At 71.0% G+C, this 19031-nt stretch carries 17 protein-coding genes; 10 read left to right on the plus strand and 7 right to left on the minus strand.

All coding sequences use genetic code 11. From position 1 onward, the window contains the following. The first annotated feature begins 45 nt into the window (after nucleotides 1-45). A complete protein-coding gene (locus tag ABZ193_RS08955; protein WP_027935686.1) occupies nucleotides 46-1332 on the plus strand; it encodes an MFS transporter in 1287 nt (428 codons plus the stop codon). 38 nt (nucleotides 1333-1370) lie between these two features. Then, nucleotides 1371-2090, plus strand: a complete 720-nt coding sequence (locus ABZ193_RS08960; RefSeq protein WP_237338971.1) for a VOC family protein — start codon at nucleotides 1371-1373, stop codon at nucleotides 2088-2090. Here the strand turns inward: ABZ193_RS08960 and ABZ193_RS08965 are convergent. Continuing rightward, nucleotides 2077-2559: a hypothetical protein gene (locus ABZ193_RS08965; RefSeq protein WP_354709461.1), complete on the minus strand. Its 483-nt coding sequence runs from the start codon at nucleotides 2557-2559 to the stop codon at nucleotides 2077-2079. The genes ABZ193_RS08960 and ABZ193_RS08965 overlap by 14 nt on opposite strands. Before the next feature lie 228 nt (nucleotides 2560-2787). Here ABZ193_RS08965 and ABZ193_RS08970 point away from each other — a divergent pair, with 228 nt between their 5' ends. Beyond that, nucleotides 2788-4143, plus strand: coding sequence for an APC family permease (locus tag ABZ193_RS08970; RefSeq protein ID WP_020416863.1), 1356 nt, complete (start codon nucleotides 2788-2790; stop codon nucleotides 4141-4143). Here the strand turns inward: ABZ193_RS08970 and ABZ193_RS08975 are convergent. After that, nucleotides 4085-4915, minus strand: coding sequence for an MBL fold metallo-hydrolase (locus ABZ193_RS08975; protein WP_237338969.1), 831 nt, complete (start codon nucleotides 4913-4915; stop codon nucleotides 4085-4087). The two genes, ABZ193_RS08970 and ABZ193_RS08975, sit on opposite strands and share 59 nt — an antisense overlap. Continuing rightward, a complete protein-coding gene (locus tag ABZ193_RS08980) occupies nucleotides 4912-5487 on the minus strand; it encodes a TetR/AcrR family transcriptional regulator (RefSeq protein ID WP_237338968.1) in 576 nt (191 codons plus the stop codon). The genes ABZ193_RS08975 and ABZ193_RS08980 overlap by 4 nt, the downstream gene beginning before the upstream one ends. Nucleotides 5488-5553: 66 nt before the next feature. Between ABZ193_RS08980 and ABZ193_RS08985 the strand changes: the two genes are divergently transcribed. From ABZ193_RS08985 to ABZ193_RS08995, 3 genes are read left to right on the plus strand one after another with little or no spacing between them, the layout of a single operon-like run. After that, on the plus strand, nucleotides 5554-6462 hold the full coding sequence (locus tag ABZ193_RS08985; RefSeq protein ID WP_237338967.1) for an aldose 1-epimerase family protein: 909 nt from the start codon (nucleotides 5554-5556) through the stop codon (nucleotides 6460-6462). After that, on the plus strand, nucleotides 6455-6919 hold the full coding sequence (locus ABZ193_RS08990; RefSeq protein WP_354709462.1) for a GNAT family N-acetyltransferase: 465 nt from the start codon (nucleotides 6455-6457) through the stop codon (nucleotides 6917-6919). Before ABZ193_RS08985 ends, ABZ193_RS08990 begins: the two co-directional genes overlap by 8 nt. An 11-nt stretch (nucleotides 6920-6930) precedes the next feature. Further along, nucleotides 6931-8142 carry an amidohydrolase gene (locus ABZ193_RS08995; RefSeq protein ID WP_237338965.1) on the plus strand — a complete coding sequence of 404 codons (1212 nt, stop codon included), beginning with the start codon at nucleotides 6931-6933 and terminating at the stop codon, nucleotides 8140-8142. 219 nt (nucleotides 8143-8361) lie between these two features. Here ABZ193_RS08995 and ABZ193_RS09000 read toward each other — a convergent pair whose 3' ends face one another. Then, nucleotides 8362-9498, minus strand: a complete 1137-nt coding sequence (locus tag ABZ193_RS09000) for an acyl-CoA dehydrogenase family protein (protein ID WP_354709509.1) — start codon at nucleotides 9496-9498, stop codon at nucleotides 8362-8364. A 70-nt stretch (nucleotides 9499-9568) separates the two neighbouring features. Here ABZ193_RS09000 and ABZ193_RS09005 point away from each other — a divergent pair, with 70 nt between their 5' ends. From ABZ193_RS09005 to ABZ193_RS09015, 3 genes are all read left to right on the plus strand, one after another. Continuing rightward, nucleotides 9569-10174 (plus strand): TetR/AcrR family transcriptional regulator, encoded by a 606-nt coding sequence (locus tag ABZ193_RS09005; protein WP_020416856.1) that lies wholly within the window; start codon nucleotides 9569-9571, stop codon nucleotides 10172-10174. Then, nucleotides 10171-11091 carry a carbohydrate kinase gene (locus ABZ193_RS09010; RefSeq protein WP_354709464.1) on the plus strand — a complete coding sequence of 307 codons (921 nt, stop codon included), beginning with the start codon at nucleotides 10171-10173 and terminating at the stop codon, nucleotides 11089-11091. Before ABZ193_RS09005 ends, ABZ193_RS09010 begins: the two co-directional genes overlap by 4 nt. A gap of 193 nt (nucleotides 11092-11284) precedes the next feature. Further along, nucleotides 11285-12595, plus strand: a complete 1311-nt coding sequence (locus ABZ193_RS09015; protein WP_020416854.1) for a citrate synthase — start codon at nucleotides 11285-11287, stop codon at nucleotides 12593-12595. A gap of 610 nt (nucleotides 12596-13205) precedes the next feature. On the opposite strand, the gene ABZ193_RS09020 is transcribed toward ABZ193_RS09015, so the two are convergent. Next, the gene (locus ABZ193_RS09020; RefSeq protein WP_354709465.1) at nucleotides 13206-15944 is read right to left on the minus strand and encodes a hypothetical protein; all 2739 of its coding nucleotides are present in this window, start codon (nucleotides 15942-15944) and stop codon (nucleotides 13206-13208) included. 123 nt (nucleotides 15945-16067) lie between these two features. Between ABZ193_RS09020 and ABZ193_RS09025 the strand changes: the two genes are divergently transcribed. Continuing rightward, nucleotides 16068-17390 carry a deoxyribodipyrimidine photo-lyase gene (locus ABZ193_RS09025; protein WP_354709466.1) on the plus strand — a complete coding sequence of 441 codons (1323 nt, stop codon included), beginning with the start codon at nucleotides 16068-16070 and terminating at the stop codon, nucleotides 17388-17390. Here the strand turns inward: ABZ193_RS09025 and ABZ193_RS09030 are convergent. Beyond that, nucleotides 17383-17808: a DUF6640 family protein gene (locus ABZ193_RS09030; protein WP_020416851.1), complete on the minus strand. Its 426-nt coding sequence runs from the start codon at nucleotides 17806-17808 to the stop codon at nucleotides 17383-17385. The genes ABZ193_RS09025 and ABZ193_RS09030 overlap by 8 nt on opposite strands. After that, nucleotides 17805-18911, minus strand: coding sequence for an FAD-dependent monooxygenase (locus ABZ193_RS09035; RefSeq protein ID WP_354709468.1), 1107 nt, complete (start codon nucleotides 18909-18911; stop codon nucleotides 17805-17807). The genes ABZ193_RS09030 and ABZ193_RS09035 overlap by 4 nt, the downstream gene beginning before the upstream one ends. Between the last annotated feature and the right edge of the window lie 120 nt (nucleotides 18912-19031).

The following is a 19031-nucleotide window of genomic DNA, read 5'->3' on the forward strand; positions in this document are numbered from 1 at the left end:
TAAATCACCAGCGCTGTTTAGTTAGCGCGGCTAAACTGGTCGGTTGTGAGTGTCGAGGCGGGGTCACAACGGGGTAAGAAGCGCAAACTGCTGAAATCGGTCGTTGTGGACGTGCGGCCGCTGCGCACACCCGCCTTCCGGCGCCTGTTCACCGGCACCGCGATCACCGCGATCGGCAGCCAGCTCACCACCGTCGCCGTGCCGAAGCAGGTCTTCGACCTCACCGGCTCGTCCGGGTACGTCGGCCTGACCGGCATCGTCGCGCTGGTGCCGCTGCTCGTTTTCGGGCTGTGGGGCGGCGCGATCGCCGACACCGTCGACCGCCGGAAGCTGCTCATCGTCGGCAACACCGGCATCGCCGTCGTGTCCGCCCTGCTCTGGGCGCAGGCGTTCTTCGACGTCGGCTCGGTGTGGCTCGTCTTCGTGCTCCTCGCGTTCAACCAGGCGTTCTTCGCGATCAACATGCCGACCCGCAGCGCGATCGTGGCCCGGCTGATCGAACCGGAACTGCTGCCCGCGGCGGCCGCGCTGTCCGGCACCGTCAACACGTTCGGCATGGTGTTCGGGCCGATGGCCGCCGGCGCCCTGATGCCGGTGATCGGCCTGCCCACGCTCTACCTCATCGACACGATCGCCTTGGTCATCGCCCTGTACGCGGTCTGGCGGCTGCCCCCGCTGCCGCCGCTGTCCGGCACCGTCCGGGCCGCCGGGCTGAAGGACGTCCTCGACGGCTTCCGCTACATGGGCACCCAGAAGGTCCTGCTCGCCTCGTTCGTCGTGGACATCATCGCCATGGTCGCCGGCATGCCGCGCGCGTTGTTCCCGGAGATGGCCGAGCGCACGTTCGGCGACCCGCCCGGCGGTGGCCTCGCCCTGGGCTGGCTGTACGCGGCGATCCCGATCGGCTCGGTGGTCATCGGGCTGTTCTCCGGCTGGCTCGGCCGCGTCCGCAGGCAGGGCGTCGCCGTCACGATCGCGATCTGCGCCTGGGGCCTGGCCATCGTCGGGTTCGGGCTGTCGAGCTCGCTGTGGCTCGCCGTGGTGTTCCTGTGCCTGGCCGGCGCGGCGGACATGGTCAGCGCGATCTACCGGCAGGCGATCCTGGTGATGGCCGCGACCGACGAGATGCGCGGCCGCATGCAGGGCGCGTTCACGGTCGTCGTCGCGGGCGGGCCCCGGATCGCCGACCTCACGCACGGCTGGACCGCGGCCGCGGTCGGCACGGCCGCCGCCGCGACCGGTGGCGGGGTGCTGGTCATCGTGTTCATCGCGATCGCCGTCGCGCTGCTGCCGGCGTTCTGGCGCTACCGGGCCGCGGCGGTGGCGAAGTAGGACGGGAACTGACCTGCTCGGCTCCTACCGTTCGCGGTATGAGCTCCGTCGACACCAACCAGCCCGAGGGCACCCCGACCTGGATGGCCCTCACCGCCCCCGACCTCCCGCGCGCCACCGCGTTCTACCGCGCCGTGTTCGGGTGGACCACGCGCGACGACCTGTTCCTGCTGGGCGACCGCGTGGCCGCCGGGTTCGCCGAAGGCGCCCCGGCCTGGACGACGTACCTCGCGACCGCCGACTGCGACGCCACCGCGAAGCGGGTGCGCGCCGCGGGCGGGCAGGTCGTCGAGGGTCCCGCCGAATTCGGCGACCGCGCCCGGATCGCGCTGGCGGTGGACCCGGTCGGCGCGCGGTTCGGGTTGTGGCAGGGGCGTGAGCTGCCCGGCTGCCAGGTGGTCAACGAGCCCGGCTCGCTCGTCCGCAACGACCTGACCACCGCGCGGCCCGAGCACGCCCGCGCCTTCTACCCGCAGGTGTTCGGCTTCACGCTGGACCGCAACGCAGACCTGCCCGAGCTGGACTTCACGTTCCTCCGCCGCCCCGACGGGCACGAAGTCGGCGGGATCATGGGCGTGCCCGGCCCTGCGGACTCCAGGTGGTCCACGACGTTCGAGGTGGCCGACACCGACGAGACGATCGCGCGGGCGCTCGCGGCGGGCGGGAAGTCCACCGAACCGGAGGACTTCGTGTACGGCCGCATCGCGACGATCACCGATCCGTCCGGAGTGGACTTCGGCGTGATCACCCGGCCCTGAACGCTTCTGTCCCCGCCTGGACGCGGTGCGGCTCCAGCAGCGAACGCTGCCCCGCGGCCCGTTCGATCAGCGCGTCGAAATCGACTCCGGGGACCCGGTCGGCGAGCCCGGCCAGGTCCCGCAGCGTGGTCCACAGCTGCTTCTTCCCGTCGATCCCCATGGTCAGCACTTCCAGTTCCAGGAAGCGGCTCAGCGGTGAGTACGCCAGCAGCCGCCCGTTGGGTTTGAGGCGGGCGAGCCGCTCGGCCCCGAACACCGCGGCCGTCTTGAGCGGGTTCTGGCGCACGCCGAGCTGGTCCATGATCGACCGGAAGGTGTCCACGTCCTCGGCGATCTCCGTCGCCACGTGCGCGAGTGCGTCACCCACTTCGGTGCCGCGGTTGCTGCCCGCGGCCCGCCGGGCCAGCTCACGCCAGCCGATGCCGAGCGCGAGCTGGTCGTTGAGGTAGATCGCCAGGTAACCGTCCACGGTTCCGGTTACCCGGTGCCCGGCCGGTCACGCGTGCCACCGGGGCCGGAGGACGTCGGGATCGTCCTCCGGCCCCCCGCGGGCGCGGCGCGCGGGCGCTCGGCCATTCGGCGGTGCCCCTTCGAAAGCCGTCGACGCACCGGTGTTACCCCCCAGCGTTGATCCAAACGGCGGGCATTACCCCGAAAGCGTGGCCGGGCAATCCGGATTCGGGCACACTTCTCGGGCATGACTGAGGTGAACGCTACTCAGGAACCGGCCCTCAAACGGGTCATCGGCCCGAAGCTCCTGCTGTTCTTCGTGGTCGGGGACATCATCGGCACCGGCGTCTACGCCCTGACCGGGCAGGTGGCCGGACGCGTCGGCGGCGCGCTGTGGCTGCCCTTCCTGCTGGCCTTCGTGGTCGCGTTCATGACCGCGTTCAGCTACCTCGAACTCGTCGGGAAGTACCCGAAAGCGGCGGGCGCCGCGCTCTACACCAACCGCGCCTTCCGCATCCCGTTCCTGACGTTCATGGTCGCGTTCGCGGTGATGTGCTCGGGCATCACGTCCGCGTCCTCGGCCGCGATCGCGTTCGCCAACACCTACCTGAAGGAGTTCGTCGACCTCCCTGGCTGGCTGATCGCGCCGCTGTTCATCGTCGGGCTCGCCGCCATCAACTTCCGCGGCGTGAGCGAGTCGGTGAAGACGAACCTGGTGCTCACCTGCATCGAGGTGTCCGGCCTGCTGATCATCATCGGTGTCGGCGTGTGGGCGGTGCTCAACGGCTCCGGCGACGCCGGCCGCCTCGTCGAGATCGACACCGCCGACCAGACCGCGCTCGTCGCCATCACCTCGGCGACCTCGCTGGCGTTCTTCGCGATGGTCGGGTTCGAGGACTCGGTCAACATGGCCGAGGAGTGCCGCGACCCGGTGCGCATCTTCCCGAAGGCGATGCTGTGGGGCATGGTCGTCGCGGCCACCATCTACGTGCTGGTGTCGCTGACCTCCTCCCTGCTGGTGCCGGCGGACGAGCTGTCCGCCGCGAAGAGCAACGCCCTGCTGAAGGTGCTCGACGTCGGCGCGCCCGGCTTCCCGCGCGAGGTGTTCTCCGCGATCGGCTTGTTCGCGGTCATCAACTCGGCCCTGATCAACATGCTGATGGCCAGCCGCCTGCTCTACGGCATGTCGAACGAGCGGATCATCCCGAAGGTGCTCGGCACGGTGCACCCGCTGCGCCGCACGCCGTGGGTGTCGATCTTGTTCACCAGCCTCATCGCGATCGTGTTGGTGTCCACCGTGGACATCGGGGTGCTCGGCGGCACGACGGCGCTGTTGCTGCTGCTGGTGTTCGCCATCGTCAACATCGCCGTGCTGGTGCTGCGCCGGGAGAAGGTGGACCACCCGCACTTCCGCGCACCCACCATCATCCCGGCGCTGGCCGCGGTGTTCTGCCTGTACCTGGTGAGCCCGCTGTCCGGCCGGCCGGCGCGGGACTACGTGATCGCGGCGATCCTGCTCGGCGTCGGTCTCCTGCTGTGGGTGGTCAACTGGTTCGCGATGCGTGCCTCAGGAACCAAGGATCGTGCGCCGACAGCACCGTGACCTCGTCGCCGTGTTCGCGCACCAGTTCGCGCAACCGCCGGTGGTTCTCCCGCCGCGCGCCGGACACGGTCTCCACCCGGGCCTCGAACCAAGCGAGGCCCGGGGTGGCGTGTGGGCGGGCCGGGTCGATCTGGCCGTGGTGGAAGAACGCGTCACCGGCGTGCAGCAGCCAGCCGTCGCCGGTGTCCACCGCCACCCCGGCGTGCCCGCGCGTGTGCCCGCCGAGCGGGACCAGCAGGATCTCCGGCGGCAGCTCCTTCAGCTCCCGCACCGCGCCGAAGCCGAACCACTCCTCGCCGGTGTCCGCGTAGCTGCTCCACTGTGGACCGTGTGCGAAGTGGACCTGCTTGTACCGCAGGCGTTCCTTCGCGTCGCGCGGTGATTGCAGGGCCCGCAGTTCCTCGGCGTAGACGTGCACGGTGGCGTGCGGGAAGTCGACCAGCCCGCCCGCGTGGTCGAGGTCGAGGTGCGTCAGGACGATGTGCCGGACGTCCTCGACGTCGTAGCCGAGCCGCCGGACCTGCTCGGCGGCGGTCTCCGCCACCGACGTCCGCATGCCGACCATGCGCACGAAATTCGCGCCCAGCCACTCGGCGGCGCGGTCGACGGCCGGCGACCCCACGCCGGTCTCGATCAGCACCAGCTCGGCGCCGGTGTCGACGAGCAGGCAGTGGCAGACCAGCTCGGCGCGGTGCAGGAACCCGCCGCGGCCGTCGATCAGGCGGCCGCCGAGCGGGCGCATGGTTCCGCAGTTGAGGTGGTGGACCTTCAAGGCAGCTCCCGTTCGAAGGTGGCGCGCAGGTGCTCGCCGACGGCGTGCAGCGGCGCGAGGTCGTGCTGGGTCTTGGCCAGGAGCAGGGCGCCCTCGATGGCGCTGAGCGCGATGGTCGCCAGCGTCGCCGCCTTCCCGGCCGCGATGCCCTGTCCCGCGAGGTACTCGGTGATGACGGCGTGCCAGGACGTGTACCCGTCCGTGCACGCCTGGCGGATCGGTTCGCTGTCGCCGGCGTCGAGCGCGACCGTCGCGATCGGACAGCCGGACCGGTAGCCGGAGCCGACGAGGTTGCGGCCCAGCGCGTCGATCACCCGCGTGATGGCCGTCGCGGCGTCCGGCGCGGAGTCGAGCGTCGCGCGCAGCAGGGCTGCCATGTTCTCGCTGGAGAACGCGACCGCCTCGGCGGCCAGCTGCTCCTTGCCGCCGGGGAAGTGGAAGTAGAGCGAGCCCTTCGGCGCGCCACCGGCGCTGACCAGCTGGTTCAGCCCGGTCGCGTGGTAGCCCTGCGTGTGGAACAGCTCCGCGGCCGAGGCGACCATGCGGTTGCGGGTGTCGGTTCTCCGGACCATGACCATCACCGTAGCCCAAACTATGACGACCGGTCTAGTTAGTTCTCCGGGCGCTATGTTCGTCGCATGGCCAACCCCACGGGACAGCAGTTCGAGATCACCCGCGGCAACGCGCGCGCCGTCGTCACCGAGATCGGTGCGGGCCTGCGGACGTTCGAGATCAGCGGCGTGCCCTACCTGGAGACCTTCGCCGAGGACGAGCACCCGCCGAAGGGCGCCGGGCAGATCCTGCTGCCGTGGCCCAACCGGACCAAGGCCGCGCGCTGGACCTACCAGGGCGAGGAACAGCAGCTGGAGGTCACCGAGGAGGCCCGCGGCAACGCGATCCACGGCCTGACCCGGCACCGCGAGTGGACGCTCGTCGAGCACGCCGAATCGTCGATCACGTTCGAGATCGAGGTCGGGAAGCAGCCCGGCTGGCCGGTGCCGCTGCAGGCGCGGATCACCTACGACCTGGCGCCGCGCGAGCTGACCGTCACCCACGAGATCCGCAACGAGGGCGAATCCGCCATCGGGGTCGGCGTCGGCGCGCACCCGTACTTCCGCATCGGCGACGTGCCGACCGACGAGCTGACGCTGACCCTGCCGGCGACCCGGGTGCGCCCCTACGTGGGTGACCAGCAGCTGCCCTACGGCGACGAGCAGGACACCGCGGGCACCGAGTACGACTTCCGCGAGGGCCGGGTTCTCGCCGAGGTCGACCTGGACACCGCGTTCGGCGGTCTCGTCGCGGCCGAGGACGGCCGGTTCCACCACGTGCTGTCCCACGGCGAGCGCAGCGTCGACGTGTGGGCCGGGCCGGACTTCGGCTGGGTGCAGGTGTTCACGCCCACCGACCTGGTCGGCCGCGGCCGCGCCGTCGCGATCGAGCCGATGACCTGCCCGGCCGACGCGCTGAACTCCGGCACCGACCTGATCGAGCTGGAGCCGGGCGGCTCGTGGACCGGCAGCTGGGGCATCCGCGTCCATGGCTGACCCGGTCAGACTTGGCACAGCGGACGCGGGCGAGCTGCTGACCCTGCAGCGCGCCGCGTTCGTCACCGAGGCGCGGGCGCACCGGAGCCTCGACCTGCCGCCGCTGGTCGAGACCCTCGACGAGCTGCGTGCCGTGCTGACCGATCCCGGCGTGGTCACGTGGGGCATCCGCGAGTCGGGGCGGTTGGTCGCGAGTGTCCGGATCCGTTTGCGGGGCGAGGTGGGCGAGGTCGGACGGCTGGTCGTCGCGCCCGACCGTCAGGGCGCGGGACTCGGCTCGGCGCTGATGAAGGCCGCCGAGGACCGGCTGCCGCCGGAGGTGCGGGTGCTGCGGCTGTTCACGGGCGAGCTCAGCGAAGGCCCGCTGCGGCTGTACGCCCGGCTGGGATATGTCGAAACCGGACGAACCCCCGAGGCGCACTACCACCTCGTGCACCTGGAGAAGCGGTTCCGTTAGCGTGGCTGACCATGGTGAAGGCGATTGTTGGCGGATACGTGGTGCCGGTCGAGGGTGACCCGATCGACGGCGGCACGGTCCTGGTCGAGAACGGCAGGATCACCGCGGTCGGCACGGCCGCGGAGGTCGACGTCCCGGAGGACGCGGAGCTGGTGGACGCGTCGGGCACCTGGGTGCTGCCCGGGTTCGTCGACGCTCACACCCACCTCGGCGTGCACGAGGAGGGCGAGGGCTGGGCCGGCAACGACACGAACGAGATGACCGACCCGAACGGCGCCCGCTTCCGGGCGATCGACGGCATCGACCCGTTCGAGATCGGCTTCGACGACGCCCTCTCCGGCGGGGTCACCAGCGTGGTGATCAAGCCCGGTTCCGGCAACCCGATCGGCGGGCAGACCGTCGCGGTGAAGACGTGGGGCCGCACCGCGCTCGACATGGTCTTCGACGAGGCGGTCAGCGTGAAGAGCGCGCTGGGCGAGAACCCGAAGCGCGTGTACGGCGACAAGAACCAGACGCCGTCGACCAGGCTCGGTGTCGCGGCGATCATCCGCGAGGCGTTCACGAAGGCCCGCAACTACGCGGCGCAGCGCGACCACGCGCGGGCCGAGGGCAAGCCGTTCGACGTCGACCTGACGCTGGAAACCCTGGCGAAGGTCCTCGACGGCGAGCTGTACTGGGACCAGCACACCCACCGCGCCGACGACATCGTGACCGCGATCCGGCTCGCCGAGGAGTTCGGCTACAAGCTGGTGGTCAACCACGGCACCGAGGGGCACCTGATCGCCGATGTGCTGGCGGAGAAGGACGTCCCGGTGATCCTCGGGCCGCTGTTCACCACGCGGTCGAAGGTCGAGCTGCGGAACCGGACGCTGCGGTCGGCCGGCATCCTGGCGCGGGCCGGGGTGAAGATCGCGATCACCACCGATCACCCGGTGGTACCGATCAACTTCCTCGTCTACCAGGCCGCGCTCGCCGTGAAGGACGGGCTGGACCCGGAGACCGCGCTGCGGGCGCTGACGGTCAACCCGGCGGCGATGCTGTCGCTGGACGACCGGATCGGCTCGCTGAAGCCGGGCCTGGACGCCGACATCGTGCTGTGGTCGGGCGACCCGCTGGACGTGATGAACCGCGCCATGCGGGTCTTCGTGCGCGGCCAGGAGGTCTACCGCTTCGACGACACCAGCGGCGAGGGCGTGGTGACGCCGCGCCGCTACGCGGAGTAGGTCCCGGGGGCGCCGCCCTCGAAGGTGGGACTCGCGGGTCTCGCGAGTCCCACGATCCGCCACGCGAGTCCCGTGCTCAGCGGCGCCGCGATGGCTCACGCTCGCCGCGCCCCGCGCTCGCGGAACTCACGCCCGCGAGGGCCGCGCGAGTCCCGCGCTCCGCCGCGCGAGGTCTGCGTTCAGCCGCCCGAGTCGCACACCCAGCGGCGCCGCATCGGCTCAGGCGCGCTTCAGGTGCCGCGCGATCACCATGCGCTGGATCTGGTTGGTGCCCTCGAAGATCTGCGGCACCTTCGCCTCTCGCATGTAGCGCTCCACCGGAAAGTCCCGCGTGTAGCCGGCGCCGCCGAGGACCTGGACGGCGTCGGTGGTCACCTTCATCGCCGCGTCGGTCGCGATCAGCTTCGCGACCGACGCCTGGCGGCCGAACGGCATCCCGCGGTCGCGCCGCCGTGCCGCGTCCAAGTACGTCGCGCGCGCCGAGTCGACCGCGGCGGCCATGTCGGCGAGCAGGAACTCCAGCCCCTGGAAGTCGATGATCGGCTTGCCGAACTGCGTGCGGACCTTCGCGTACGCGACGGCCTCGTCGAGCGCCGCCTGCGCCAGACCCACCGCGCAGGCGGCGATCCCGAGCCGTCCGGAGTCCAATGAGGACAGCGCGATGCGCATCCCGGCGCCCGCCGGGCCGATCAGCCGGTCGGCGTCCACCCGCGCGTCGGCGAAGATCATCTGCGCGGTGGTCGACCCGGTGAGTCCCATCTTCCGCTCCGGCGGCGCCGCGGACAGGCCCGGCGTGCGGCCGTCCACCAGCAGGCACGAGATCTCGGACTCGCCGGTGCGCACCATCGTCGTGTAGAAGTCGGCCTCGCCGCCGTGCGTGATCCACGCCTTCGTGCCGTTGACGACGTACTGGTCACCGTCCAGCCGCGCCCGCGTCGACAGCGCCGCCGCGTCGGACCCGGCGTGCGACTCCGACAGCGCGTACGCACCCAGCAACTGCCCCTCGAGCATGTCCGGCAGCCACCGGTCGCGCTGCTCGTCGGTGCCGTAGTGGGCCAGCGCGTAGCAGGACATCGTGTGCACGGACAGCCCGACGCCGACCGACATCCACGCGGCCGCGATCTCCTCCAGGACCTGCAGGTACACCTCGTACGGCACCTCGCCGCCGCCCCAGCGCTCGGAGTACGGCAGCCCGAGCAGGCCCGACTTGCCGAGCAGCCGGAACTGCTCGCGCGGGAAGCGCTCGGCCTCCTCGTACTCGGCGGCGAGCGGCTTGAGCTCGTCGCGGGCCAGTTCCGTCGCCAGCGCGAGCAGGTCCTCGTACTCGCGGCCGGGGAGCAGGCGGTCGACCGGCATCTTCGCCTCCGGGGGTGTACTCAAAACAGTACTCTGTAATCGTCTCCAGTACAGCACATACGGTGGTCCGATGACCAGTCGCGAGGCGCTACGACCCCCGGGCGGCAAGGCGCTGACCGCCCGGCAGCGGGCGCTGCTCGCCGAGCTGGAGGAGTTGTTCCTGGTCGAGGGCTTCGTCCACTTCACGCTCGACGACCTGGCCGCGAAGACGCACTGCTCGAAGTCGACGCTGTACGCGCTGGCGCCGAGCAAGGAACAGCTCGCCGTCCGCGTCGTGGCGCACTACTTCAAGGGCGCCGCCGACCTGCTCGACGAGCGGACCGCCGGCATCGAGGACGCGCGCGAGATCATCGGCGTCTACCTGAGCGGCATCGCCGAGTACCTGAACCGGGCGTCCCCGGCGTTCATGCGGGACATCAACGACTTCGCCCCGGCGCGCGCGGCCTACGAGCTGAACAGCAGGGCCGCGGCGGCGAAGATCCGGTCGTTCATCGCCAAGGGCGTCGCGGACGGGGTGTTCCGGGACGTGCACGCGACGCTCATCGCGGAGATGGCCGCGGTGCTCGTCGAGGCCATCCAGACCGGGGTGGTCGGCTCGCGGACCGGGGTGTCGGATGCGGAGGCCTTCACGGCGTTGTCCGAACTGTTGCTCGGCGGGCTAGCATCTCGCCCGTGATCGTGGTGGGTGGTGAGGCGCTGGTCGACCTGGTGCCGGGTGCCGAGAAGACGAACGACGGCCTGACGTCCCTGGTGCCGCGCCTCGGCGGCGGCCCGTACAACGTGGCCCTCGCGGCCGGGCGGCTCGGCACGCCGACCGCGTTCCTGTCCCGGATCTCGACCGACCGCTTCGGCCAGGCCCTGCGGGAGCGGCTGACGGCGTCGAACGTCGACATATCGATGGTGCAGGAGGGTCCGGAGAACACGACCCTCGCCGTGGTGGCGCTCGCGCCGAACGGGTCGGCGAGCTACACCTTCTACACCGAGGGCACGGCCGACCGGCTCGTCGCCGACCCGGGCCCGCTGCCCGAGGACGTCACCGTGCTGTGCCTGGGCACGCTCGGCATGGTCCTGGAGCCCGGCGCCACCAGTTACGAGACGGTGCTGCGCCGCGAAGCCGCCCGCGGTGTGCTGACCGCGCTGGACCCGAACATCCGGGCCGACCTCATCGCCGACGCCGACGCCTACCGCCGCCGGTTCACCTCGTGGCTGCCGGACGTGCGCCTGCTGAAGCTGTCCGACGATGACGGCGAGTGGCTGGCCGGCGCAGCCGGGCTGGACGCGGCGATCAAGTCGTGGCTGGACGCCGGGGTCGACGCCGTCGTCCTGACCCGCGGCGGCGACGGTCTGGCCGTCCACACCGGATCCGTGACCGTTTCGGTACCGTCCGCGCCCGCGCAGCTCGTCGACACGATCGGCGCCGGCGACACGGTGCAGGGCGCGCTGTTGTCGTGGCTGCACGATCGGAATGTGGGCACGCTCACGGATCTGGGTGAGTCCGGCTGGCGCGAGGCCTTGACTTTCGCGGCCAAGGCTGCGTCCATCACCGTCTCGCGGAGTGGCGCCGAGCCGCCCACCGCGGCCGAGATGGTGTGAACCTGATCCCAACGGTTTGCTCTAGGTAACACAATGGCTGCGCGAAGGCCCGTTGTTCGACTAGCGTAATGGGAGAATTAATACCCCAGCGGGGCGGTGTGCGCGGACGATTTCCGGTCACGCGCGTTCACGAAGCTGCCTGTGTGACCTGCAGGAGCTGCCGGCCCGTGTGACCGTGAGAGGGACGACCTGCATGTCCGACGCGACTGCGGCGACCGGTGGCGGCACCGTATCGCTGCGCCTACCGACTGGCGAGCACGAGCTGAAGGTTGTCAATGCCGTCGAGGGTGCTCCCGGCATCGAGCTGGGGAAGCTGCTGGCGTCGACCGGGTACATCACGTACGACCCGGGGTTCGTCAACACCGGGTCGTGTTCCTCGGCCATCACCTACATCGACGGTGACGCGGGGATCCTCCGCTACCGCGGCTACCCCATCGAGCAGCTGGCCGAGCGCTCCAGCTTCCTCGAGGTCTCCTACCTGCTGATCTACGGCAACCTGCCGACCCAGGCGCAGCTGGACGACTTCACCCAGAAGATCAACCGGCACACCCTGCTGCACGAGGACCTCAAGCGCTTCTTCGACGGCTTCCCGCGTGACGCGCACCCGATGCCGGTGCTGTCCTCGGCGGTGTCCGCGCTGTCCACCTTCTACCAGGACTCGCTCAACCCGTTCGACGAACCGAACGTGGAGCTGTCCACCGTCCGGCTGCTGGCCAAGGTGCCGACGCTGGCGGCGTACGCCTACAAGAAGTCCATCGGCCAGCCGTTCCTGTACCCGGACAACTCGCTGGGCCTGGTGGAGAACTTCCTGCGGATGACGTTCGGCCTGCCCGCCGAGCCGTACGAGGTCGACCCCGAGGTCGCCAAGGCGCTGGACCTGCTGTTCATCCTGCACGCCGACCACGAGCAGAACTGCTCCACGTCGACGGTGCGGCTGGTCGGTTCGTCCGAGGCCAACCTGTTCGCGAGCATTTCGGCCGGGATCATGGCGCTGTTCGGGCCGCTGCACGGTGGCGCCAACAGTGCGGTGCTGGAGATGCTGAACGGCATCAAGGCCGAGGGCGGTGACGTGGCGAACTTCGTCAACCGCGTGAAGAACAAGGAAAAGGGCGTGCGCCTGATGGGCTTCGGCCACCGGGTGTACAAGAACTACGACCCGCGCGCCAAGATCATCAAGCGCACCGCGGACCAGATCCTGGGCAAGCTCGCGCCGAACGACGAGCTCCTGGACATCGCGAAGCGCCTCGAGGAGACCGCGCTCTCGGACGACTACTTCATCGAGCGCAAGCTCTACCCGAACGTCGACTTCTACACCGGGTTGATCTACCGCGCGCTCGGGTTCCCGACGCAGTTCTTCACGGTGCTGTTCGCGCTCGGCCGGCTGCCCGGCTGGATCGCGCACTGGCGCGAGATGATCAACGACCCGCAGACGAAGATCGGCCGCCCGAGGCAGATCTACATCGGCGAGAAGGAGCGCGAGTACACCGCGATCTCCGAACGCTGACTCTGCTGCGTTCCCTGACGGCGCGTCCCTGGCGGGGCGCGCCGTTCTTGTTTTCCGGGGAGGCGTATTGGCGCGGTTGGCCCATTGATGCGGCTACCGGTGGCCATCTCGTGTGAGTGGTGCTCTCGCGCGAGTTCGTTTGGTACGGCTGCGAGTGGCCGCCGGACACCGCGCGCAGGGTCCCGAGCCGTGCCCGCTGGAGCACATCCGTGTAACCCGCCAACCAGAGAAACGCGCGCACGCCGCCAATCGAGCCGCCCCGCCAACCCAGCACCTCGCTGCGACGCCCCGCCACGTCGGCACGCCCTTGCCATGTCGCCCACCTGCCACCCCGGCACGCGGCTGCCATGTCTCCAACCCGCCGCGCCAGCACGCGGCTGCCATGTCGCCAACCCGCCAAGCGGGCACCCCGCCGCCCGGGACACCCGGCCAACCGAGCAGCCCGCCCCAACCCCCTTCCGGGTACCCCGCCAGCGCGGGCACCGGGCCAATCGAGTACCCCGCCAACCGAGCAGCCCGCCACTCGCCAACTCGACCCCGCCAACCCGAGCACCCCGCCCCAACCTGAGCGCCCCGCCCCAACCCGAGCTACCCCCCGGAAAAGAACCCCTCACCCCGCCACCGGGCACCCATTCGCTTCGCGGGGCTCGTTTTCGCTGTACAGCTTGCCCACCAGGTATGCGCACGTGGGCACCCCTTCCGGGCCATCGAGCCGGGAGATGTTCGCGATCGTCAGGATCGCCAGGCTCCGGTCGTTCGCGATCCGGGACCTTGCGAAACTGATCTCCCCGGTCGCGCCCTGGAAGGTCATCTCGCGGAACTGCTGCGCCACCGCCGCCCGGTTCGGGGCCACCGCAACGGAAGCGCCCGAAGCGCCGGAAGCCCCCGCGCCACCCCCGAGGAGCGGCAACCGCCGGGCCGCGTCCAGGAAGAACCCGGCCGCGTCGTAGAGGCCGCCCACCCGCTCCCCGGCCCACGGCGTCGTCGGCGCCTCCTCCGGGGGCAGCTTCCGCAAGTCCCGCAACAGATCGGCGTAGCCGGCGCAGAACGCGTCCAGCGCGGGCCCGCCACCGGGCAGCGCCCCGGGCCGTCCGTCCACGCACGCCTGCCCGCCGAGCACCACCGGGCTGCCCATCCCGACGTAGGAGACGGGAATCCCGTTCAGCTCGCTGCGGTTCCGGTCCGGCGCGTGCGCCACGAACCGCGACACCGCGTCGTCAGCGACGATTCGCGGCAGTTTCCGCGGCTCGGCACAATTGCTCCGCACCGTGCGCAGGAAATCACCGAACTCGGTCTCCCGCCCCGCGTAGAACACGATTTCGCTGCTCCGATCGGCCGAATCCCGGCACAGTGACGGCAACGACCCGACACTCGTGGTCCAGCCCTGGCTCGCCACCTCGATCCCGGCCAACCGCTGCCGCACCACCTCGACCAGCGTGCTCACATAGCTGTTCCCCGGATCCAGCGGCGGGTGGTAGATCGTCACCTTCGGCGCACCCACGTACCGCGCGTACCCGGCCAGCAACTCGGCCTGCTGGGTGTTGTCCGGCACCAGCTGGAAGTACAGCGGCGACCGCTCCGCCAGCCCCACCGCCGTCAACGTCGTGCCCAGCGCCGAAATCCCGTGCGCACCCAGCTCCGCGATCGCCTGCTCGGTCTGCGCGACGCTCCGGTCGAACCCGAGCACCCCGAGGATCCGCGGATCGCCCTCGATCAACGGGACCAGCATGTCCCGGGTCACCACGTCCGCGGCCGACATCCCGGTCCCGCCGTTGGCCACGACCACCCGCAGCAGCGGCTTCACGCTCGACGACGGGTCGTTCTGCTCACGCTGCCGGATCACCACGCCTTCCAGCTCCTCGGCGACGGCGTGGGCGGTCGCCGGCGAGTGCTCGTTGTTCGTCAGCCCCGCCAGGTACACCAGGCTCACGTACGCGCGTCCCGGATTGGCGCGGTGCAGTTCCTCGGCCTTGGCGTTCTCCGCGAACACCAGCAACTGCGCCTGCCGCAGACGTTCGTTCTCGCCGAAGACCTGGCGCGCGTTGTCGCTGTAGCCGACGCACTGCCCGTCCGAGACCTTCGTGGCCACGCCCGAGGACAACCCCGCCCGGAAGAACGAGCAGTGCGCGCCCCAGTACTCGTTCACCTGCACCGCGGTCGGCGCGAGGCTCACCACCAACAGCGCCGCCACAGCCAGTTCGAGCACCCCGCGACGCGCGATCCACGGCGGCGTGACCGGCCCGGCCTGCCGGTCCTCCCACACGCCGGCGTCCTCCGGGGTGATCGCCACCGACGGCTTGGGCAGGTCGATGAACAGGTACCGCGCGTCGCCGGCCAGCATCTGCCGCCGGCCCGGCAGCCGGTGCTTCCACGTCGACCACGCCCGGGTGGCGCGGGCGGCCGGCTCGGCCCCCGCGACCGACTCCGCGGCCGGCGGCGGGCGTTCATCGCTCGCGGTGATGATCAGCAGCGGGTCCAGGTCGCCCGTTTCGTTGCGCACCTCGTTGATCAGCCGGAGCAGTTCCCAGCCGCCGTTGGCCTCGGTGACGTTGTCGAGCAGTACGGTCACGTACGCCGTGCGCCGCCAGCCCCGCCGCCGCGGCAGGAACCGCAGCTTCCGTCGGCGGTACGCCTCGCGCAGATCCTGCAGGAACGCGTGCACGAGCAGTTTCTTGAGCTGCTCGGGGTTCTCCGACCCGAGCCGGTCCCGGGTCAGGCGCTCGGCGAACCCGAGGAAGTCCGCCGAGTGGCGCGGGACCATGAACGGCTGGCGCATGAACCAGCGGCTCTCCCGGCCAAGCCCGGGCACGCGGTGACGGCCCCACCGGAACCCGAAGTACCGCAGGATCCACCACAGCACGCTCAGCGCGACCTTGCTCCACCCACCGGCCGGCACGTGGTCGACCGCCGCGTCCGCGCCACCCGGCCCGCGCTGCCCGGTCCAGTCGCGCAGCAGCCGCACGATCGGCCGGTCGCCCTTGCCCTCCGCGCGTGGCAGGGAGCGCTCGGTCAGCCAGGTCGCGAGCCGGTAGTGGTCGAAGTGCTTGAGGTGACCGCGGCCGAACGCGTCCGCGCCGAGGCGGTCGTGCAGCTCCTCCAGCAGCGGCAGGACCGCCGGGTTGCGCACCGCGTTCGCGTCGAGGTAGGCGTGCGGGACCTGCCGGAGTTCGACGTCCAGCTGAGCGCCCAGCCGCGGCAGGAACTTCGCCGAGCCCGGCTTGCGCAGCAGGCAGACCAAGGGGAGCGGCACGTCGCCGCGGATGCGCAGCTCCGGGTCCCGCCTGCTCAGACCCGGGCGCCGGTACAGCGTCCGGACGAGGTCGACCAGGGCATGGGCGCCCTCGAACACGGGGTTCTCCGGTGTCTGCCGCACATGATCTAGACGTACGCAGGGTCACCGGCGTTCCCGATCGAGTAGTCGCTGAGCCGGATTACCCCGGATCGCCTAGAGTCGGAGGCCGTGAGTACCGCCTTGTTATGGTTTCGGCGCGATTTGCGGCTCGCCGATCTGCCCGCGCTGGTGAGCGCGAGCGCACGCGCCTCACGGGTGCTCGCGCTGTACGTGCTCGACGACGCGCTGTTGAAACCGGCGGGCAAGCCACGGCAGGCGTTCCTGTACGGGTGCCTGGAGGCGCTGGCGGAGAGCCTGGACGGGCGGTTGATGGTGGTGCGCGGCGATCCGGTGCGCGAGGTGCCCCGGGTGGCGCGGTCGATCGGTGCGGAAAGCGTGCACGTCAGCACCGACACAGCGCCGTACGGGAGCCGCCGCGACCGGGCGGTGGCCGCCGCGCTGGGGGAGATCGAGTGGGTGGAGTGCGGTTCGCCCTACGCGGTCACCCCGGGGCGCATCACGAAACCCGACGGCGAGCCCTACCGGGTCTTCAGCGCGTTCTACCGCGCCTGGTGCCGGCACGGCCGGCGTGCCCCCGCCCCCGGCTCCACAGTGGACTGGATCGAGCCGGAGAAACCCTTCCGCCTCCCCGAGAAACCCGACCTCGGTTCGATGACCCTGCCGCGACCGGGTGAAGCCGCCGCGCACGAGGTGTGGGAGAAGTTCCTCGACGGCGGCTTGGACGGCTACGCGACCGACCGCGACCGCCCGGACCGGCCGGCCACCACGCGCCTCTCGCCGTACCTGCGCTGGGGCTGCATCCACCCGCGCACCCTCTTGGCCGACCTCGACACGCGGCACGGCAAGGACGCCGAATCGCTGCGCAGCGAGCTGGCCTGGCGCGAGTTCTACGCCGACGTGCTCCACCACCGCCCGGAAACCGCGCGCGAGAACTACGACGAGCGCTTCGACAAACTGGAGTACGACACCGACCAGGAGTCCTTCGACCGCTGGCGCGACGGACGCACCGGGTACCCGATCGTCGACGCGGGGATGCGGCAGCTGCTCGCCGAGGGCTGGATGCACAACCGCGTCCGGATGATCGTCGCGAGCTTCCTGGTCAAGGACCTGCACCAGCCGTGGTGGCTGGGCGCCCGGCACTTCATGAACCACCTCGTGGACGGCGACCTGGCGTCCAACCAGCTGAACTGGCAGTGGGTCGCGGGCACCGGCACCGACCCGGCGCCGTTCTTCCGCGTCTTCAACCCCACCACCCAGGGCGAGAAGTTCGACCCGGACGGCGCCTACGTGCGCAAGTACGTCCCGGAGCTGCGTGAGATCCCCGGCAAGGCCGTGCACCAGCCGTGGAAGCTGCCGCGCCCGCCGAAGGACTACCCGGCCCCGATGGTCGACCACGCGCAGGAACGCAAGGTCGCGCTGGACCGCTTCAACGCCATCACCTAGCCGGCTCGGCGCGTGCCGCGAGGACGGTCGCGGCGAGTAAGACCAGGAGCAGGACGATCGCCAGGAAGACCTGCCCGTGCATCCCGAGCACGAACAGCGTCCGGTCGGCGAACTCCGGGTCGTGCGTGGCGGTGCCGGGGAAGGCGAGCGCGCCGACCATGCCGAGCCAGGGCGTGGCCAGGACGGCGGCGGCGCACCACAACCCGCCGCGCGTGTTCCGGCGCGCGAGCACCAAGCCGATGACGCCGAGCAGCACCGTCATGACCAGGTACTGGGCGTCGTGGAACTTGGCGTGCGGTGGCCAGGCCGGGTTGAACGCGTGTTGCGCCGCCAGGCCGGGGATGACCAGGTCGGCGAGCACGGCGCTGACCGTGGTGACCACACCGACCACGGCGATCAGGACGCGGGGGAGGGTCATCGGGCCGGCTCCCAGGTGTAGGCGGGCGTGATGGAGCGCCCGAAGAGCGCCGCCGGCAGCCGCGGCAGAGCCACGTCACGCACCGCCGCCAGCGGAGCCGCCCAGTGCGCGGGCGCGCCGGCTTGCCGGGAACGGCGCACGATCATCCGCGTGCGCGGCCGCCGGATCCGGTCGTACTCGGCCAGTCCCGCGCCGACGCCCCGACTGTCCACTGTGGTCGCGAGGGTGACCGCGTCTTCGAGCGCCTGGCACGCGCCCTGCCCGAGGTTGGGGGTCATGGCGTGCGCGGCGTCGCCGAGGAGCGCGACCCGGCCGCGGACGAACGTGGGCAGTTCCGGCAGCTCGTGCGTGTCGTGCTGCAGGACTGCGTCGGCCGAAACCGAGTCCAGCAGCGCGGGAACCGGCGCGTGCCAGTGCGCGAACCGGTCGCGCAGCGCGGCCAGGCCGGTGCGGGAGCCGGCCTCGGCGTTCGCCATCAGGTAGCAGTAGACGCGGCCGTCGGGCATCGGCACGTGCCCGAACCGCTCGCCGCGGCCCCAGATCTCCACGCTCCCGTCCACCGGGTGCGGCGGGGCGAGGAACCGCCAGGTGGTGTACCCGACGTAGCGCGGCCCGGGGTGGTCCGGCCAGAGCGACCGCCGCGTCACGCTGCGCACGCCATCTGCGCCCACCACCACATCCGCGGTCGAGGTTCCTCCACTGTGGACTACTGAACCGTCGGCGCGCACGGTGTGCACCTCGGCGCCGGGCCGCAGTGCGTCGGCCGGCAGGGCCGCGACGAGCAGGTCGACCAGCGCGGCGCGGTGCACGACCACCCACGGCCCGAACCGGCGCCGCAGGTCGCCGACGTCGTTGCGGACCAGCCAGTTCCCGTCCGCGCGGCGGATGCCCGCGGGCGGGTCCGCCAGTCCGCCGGCGCGCACCGCGTCGCCGAGCCCGATCTCGTCCAGCGCGCGGAGACCGTTGGGCTGGATCGACAGTCCCGCGCCGATCTCCGAGAACTCGGGCGCCCGTTCCAGCACCTCGACCTGCCAGCCGCGCCGGTGGAAGGCGACGGCCGCGGCCAGCCCGCCGATGCCGCCGCCCACGATGGTCGCCTTCACCGCCCGGACTCCGCCCGCCGCAGGTGCACGGTCCTGGACCTGCGCCACCACACGGCCGTCGTCAGCAGCACGAACGCGACCGCCGCCCACCACCAGTTCATCGGTTCTCCTTATCGCTTC

It is taken from the genome of Amycolatopsis sp. NPDC006125, from assembly GCF_040614195.1.
Classification (GTDB): domain Bacteria; phylum Actinomycetota; class Actinomycetes; order Mycobacteriales; family Pseudonocardiaceae; genus Amycolatopsis_E; species Amycolatopsis_E tucumanensis.

What these genes read in the sequence shown, in the direction of transcription:
- ABZ193_RS09005 (WP_020416856.1), top strand. Translation starts at nt 9,569, where the DNA reads ATGACCAGTCGCGAGGCGCTACGACCCCCGGGCGGCAAGGCGCTGACC.
- ABZ193_RS08990 (WP_354709462.1), top strand. Translation starts at nt 6,455, where the DNA reads ATGGCTGACCCGGTCAGACTTGGCACAGCGGACGCGGGCGAGCTGCTG.
- ABZ193_RS09015 (WP_020416854.1), top strand. Translation starts at nt 11,285, where the DNA reads ATGTCCGACGCGACTGCGGCGACCGGTGGCGGCACCGTATCGCTGCGC.
- ABZ193_RS08980 (WP_237338968.1), bottom strand. Translation starts at nt 5,487, where the DNA reads ATGGTCCGGAGAACCGACACCCGCAACCGCATGGTCGCCTCGGCCGCG.
- ABZ193_RS08970 (WP_020416863.1), top strand. Translation starts at nt 2,788, where the DNA reads ATGACTGAGGTGAACGCTACTCAGGAACCGGCCCTCAAACGGGTCATC.
- ABZ193_RS08960 (WP_237338971.1), top strand. Translation starts at nt 1,371, where the DNA reads ATGAGCTCCGTCGACACCAACCAGCCCGAGGGCACCCCGACCTGGATG.
- ABZ193_RS09000 (WP_354709509.1), bottom strand. Translation starts at nt 9,498, where the DNA reads ATGCCGGTCGACCGCCTGCTCCCCGGCCGCGAGTACGAGGACCTGCTC.
- ABZ193_RS09030 (WP_020416851.1), bottom strand. Translation starts at nt 17,808, where the DNA reads ATGACCCTCCCCCGCGTCCTGATCGCCGTGGTCGGTGTGGTCACCACG.
- ABZ193_RS08995 (WP_237338965.1), top strand. Translation starts at nt 6,931, where the DNA reads ATGGTGAAGGCGATTGTTGGCGGATACGTGGTGCCGGTCGAGGGTGAC.
- ABZ193_RS08985 (WP_237338967.1), top strand. Translation starts at nt 5,554, where the DNA reads ATGGCCAACCCCACGGGACAGCAGTTCGAGATCACCCGCGGCAACGCG.